We start from the raw sequence: 3314 nt of genomic DNA, 5'->3' as shown, positions 1-3314 counted from the left end.
CCGGTTTCCACCATCCCATCGCCTGTGCATCTTCTGTGAGGTTCTTTGCGAATATTTGATCCGGATTGTCTTCAGAGAGTTCCCTGATTCTGAATTCATTCGCCGCAACGAAGTTCTCTCCTGGATTGATCCTCTGAGCTGCCCAGTATCCGCCTGTCCCGTCAGGGGTCCCGCCACACATCTCAATGACCCAGGCATCGGATGGGTCTGCAAAGATAAGGGTCTCACCAGTCCCGTAATAGCCATAGGTATCAATAAGTTCTCCGATAAGAGTGACCGCCTCCTTTGCGGTTTTACACCGTTCCAGTGCGATATTTGAGAGTTCGGAGCTGTAAAAAATCCGTTTCCCCTCCTCTGCTCCCGGATGTATCTTCGCATAGTCCGTGCATTCACCGCTCATGAGCTGATGCTCATTTATTATCCCATAACTACCGGTGAGGTAGGCATAGGTATGGTTTACCTCTGGAATCTCACCGATAATAATCGTTTCAGTAGCTGAAGCAGCCGCCTCTCCCAAAAACTCCCCACCACTGTTGGGATCATATATGATCGGCCTCATACTGCCTTCCGGGTGATCCTTTGCGGGGATATAACGAAATGCGACCATATCTTCCCGAATCTCGTGTCCAATCAGGCCAGTCCCGAATCCGTCATTTGTATGTCCGACAAAGGTTGATCCATCCTCTGATGCTTCATCGGTAACAACAAAGGTGGTACATCCGAATCCAGAGGGGATACAAACCATCAGGATGAGGAGAATAATGGGAGTTGCCCTCGACATTATCATGATTGAGTGTTTTTCCAGTGGATATATAAATCCAATGAGGATGGCAGATGTGGCGGAATGGGTATCTAAAAAAAATCGTGTATCTGTGACTTATTCGGTAAATAAAATATTAATTGAGCAATATACTTTCCGTTGTTAAAAAGATGTATGCGCCGGTCTTGAACCGCTTCTCACTCTAATGAAAGAGGTATTTTATAGAAATATCTGCAATAGTGAAAAGCGATACTATTATGTCAGAAGGGTCATTCATATCCCGAATAAAAGAATCTCTGGCTGCTTCGTACGGTGAAGTCGTCTTTGGGATGTCAGATGGGACCGTCTCTATTCTGGGGCTTGTCCTTGGTGTTGCTGCAGGAGCTGATTCTGCGGACGCGGTCGTTCTTGCCGGTGCCACCGGAGCCATTGCAGCATCGGTCTCTATGATGGCCGGCTGTTTTATGGAGATTGAGTCCGAGCGTGATGAGGAAGAGGAAGAGAACCGGGAGCGGATTGCTGTGATCAACAAGGACCCGGACGGTGCGGTATCAGAACTGATGGGTCTTTTACAGAATTCAGGGCTTTCAGAGCAGAGTATCAATTCTATTCATGCAGATATCTCAAAAAATCCTGCCACCATATCCGGATTAGAGACTGCAATCGCTGCAAGCCAGAAGACAATCGGGCAGAAAACGTCACCGGTTATCCATTCAATCTGGATGTTTCTGTCAGATCTCTTTGCCGGTCTGACTCCGGTCATTCCGTTTGTCATATTCCCGATGCACACTGCATGGATCATCTGTATCGTGGTTACTGCGATCCTGCTTCTGCTTCTTGGTATTGGCCGGGCCAGAATAAGTAACAGAAGTCAGGTCAGGACAGTTGCGGAAACGATGGGAATTGCCCTTGCTGCAGCCCTTGCCGGTGTGATTGTCGGCATGCTGCTCTCGTAAATGGGATTGGCGCATGAAAAGAAGTGATTATTACGAAAGGCGGGGTCTGGATCGGATTATCAGTATCAGTGATGCTGTTTTTGCATTCTCACTGACCCTTCTGGCTGTTGATCTTGTCGTTCCTGATCTGCAGAAACAGCAGGATGCACTTCTGGTCCAGGGTCTGGTTGATGAATACTCCCGTTTTTTGTATTTTTTCCTCACATTCATCATTACCGCAGCATACTGGTCAAGTCATCACCGCATCTTCCGGTTCATCATAGGATATGATGGCATACTGATGCGACTGAATACGTTCTTCCTGCTGTTCATCATTATGATGCCGTTTGTTACGAAACTCATCAATGAATATGGGCATATCCAGCTTGCGGTGATAATTGCTGCATTGGGATATGCCAGTCCAGGGGTACTGCTGGGGTTCATCTGGCATTATGCGTCACGAAGATATCTGCATATCAAAAAGGATCTGCCTGCAGATTTTGTCAGACTGACTACGTTTAAGAATTATATCAGCCCGACAATCTTTCTTCTCTCAATTCCTATCTCCTTTATCAAGCCGACCTATGCTCTGTATTTCTGGTTATTGTTGTTTCCAATCAATTTTTTTGTGAATATCCACTATCCTGATATAATTGAGGATGATTAGTCCTCCCCTTTCTGCTTTTAATAGATATACTGGTCCTGGAGTGGAATATAGACGTTCACCTGTTCTTTGATCAGCCCTGCGTTAATTTTCGGTATCAGAGTCTCATGGACCTGAAACATCCCGGCCAGCTGGGACATGACGATCTGTATCTCGATCGGACGGTTCAATCCCCTGGTGATGATCACATCATCGATTGCGAGGGTGGATATTGCATGCATAGAGGCGGTTGTGATATCAGTCGAATGAGCCCGGCCCTTTGTCATATCAGAAGCATCGGCGATACTGATAATGCTCCCTTCTATGGTCAGAGGTTTTGGGTCCCCGTGATGGGAGTGAATTGCTGATAAAATGAAGGTTTTGACCAGAAGGGCCTGGTGTGGATCAGGGTAGATAACCGGCAGAACGGTGTCCAGGATCGGCTGGGCCAGCATCATGGAGTGTGAGAGATGGTCGGTCCGGTGAATTGCATTGCCGATATCATGACACAGGGCACTGAGGAGCACGATAAGGGCTGCATCGTCTCCATCTCCTCCGTATTTCATGATATCGGGTTTGAGCTCTGACGATGCGAGCAGGTCCAGGATGCTGAGAGCAGATGCAGCGGTGACCTGTGCATGAACCCTCCCATGATCATTCATCATGAGCCGTTCTGAAGTGTTAAACCCGGCCATATCCCAGAGTACACCGATCTGACTTACTTTGGTGACCAGTTCAAAGGCCAGGGAGGTCTTTGGGTATGGTCTGATACGGCTCTCAATCAGGTTCAGGGCATTGGATCTGACATCCACCTGCTCCGCGTATGGATCTGAAAAAGGTGGAGAAATCTGGCTGCATCGTTCTGGTTCATATCCGGCTGTCGTCTCACGGTACGTATGGGAAGCATACCTCATGGTGGTTTCATTATCCGTTGGAAAGATAGGAATTATTCCATGAGAATATATGTGCTATGAAT

4 protein-coding genes are annotated in these 3314 nt (G+C 47.4%); 2 read left to right on the top strand and 2 right to left on the bottom strand.

The annotated features are described in order from the left end of the window. Nucleotides 1-787: C69 family dipeptidase (locus PLA23_RS11810; RefSeq protein ID WP_324475305.1), on the bottom strand; the 787-nt coding region annotated here is incomplete at its 3' end. Nucleotides 788-1017: 230 nt separating this feature from the next. Between PLA23_RS11810 and PLA23_RS11805 the strand changes: the two genes are divergently transcribed. Continuing rightward, entirely contained in the window at nucleotides 1018-1716 is a 699-nt protein-coding gene (locus tag PLA23_RS11805) for a VIT1/CCC1 transporter family protein (RefSeq protein ID WP_324475304.1), read from the top strand. A gap of 13 nt (nucleotides 1717-1729) precedes the next feature. Further along, nucleotides 1730-2362 carry a TMEM175 family protein gene (locus tag PLA23_RS11800; protein WP_324329307.1) on the top strand — a complete coding sequence of 211 codons (633 nt, stop codon included), beginning with the start codon at nucleotides 1730-1732 and terminating at the stop codon, nucleotides 2360-2362. A gap of 17 nt (nucleotides 2363-2379) precedes the next feature. Here PLA23_RS11800 and PLA23_RS11795 read toward each other — a convergent pair whose 3' ends face one another. Further along, on the bottom strand, nucleotides 2380-3252 hold the full coding sequence (locus PLA23_RS11795) for an HD domain-containing protein (protein ID WP_324329309.1): 873 nt from the start codon (nucleotides 3250-3252) through the stop codon (nucleotides 2380-2382). Nucleotides 3253-3314: the final 62 nt, after the last annotated feature.

Origin of the sequence: Methanospirillum sp., from assembly GCF_035406105.1 — an archaeon.
GTDB lineage: Archaea > Halobacteriota > Methanomicrobia > Methanomicrobiales > Methanospirillaceae > Methanospirillum.
This window is presented reverse-complemented; position numbering and strand designations above follow the sequence as displayed.

Bases quoted from the DNA above. Each gene is read 5' to 3' on its own strand.
- PLA23_RS11805 (WP_324475304.1), top strand. From the start codon at position 1,018: ATGTCAGAAGGGTCATTCATATCCCGAATAAAAGAATCTCTGGCTGCT.
- PLA23_RS11800 (WP_324329307.1), top strand. From the start codon at position 1,730: ATGAAAAGAAGTGATTATTACGAAAGGCGGGGTCTGGATCGGATTATC.
- PLA23_RS11795 (WP_324329309.1), bottom strand. From the start codon at position 3,252: ATGAGGTATGCTTCCCATACGTACCGTGAGACGACAGCCGGATATGAA.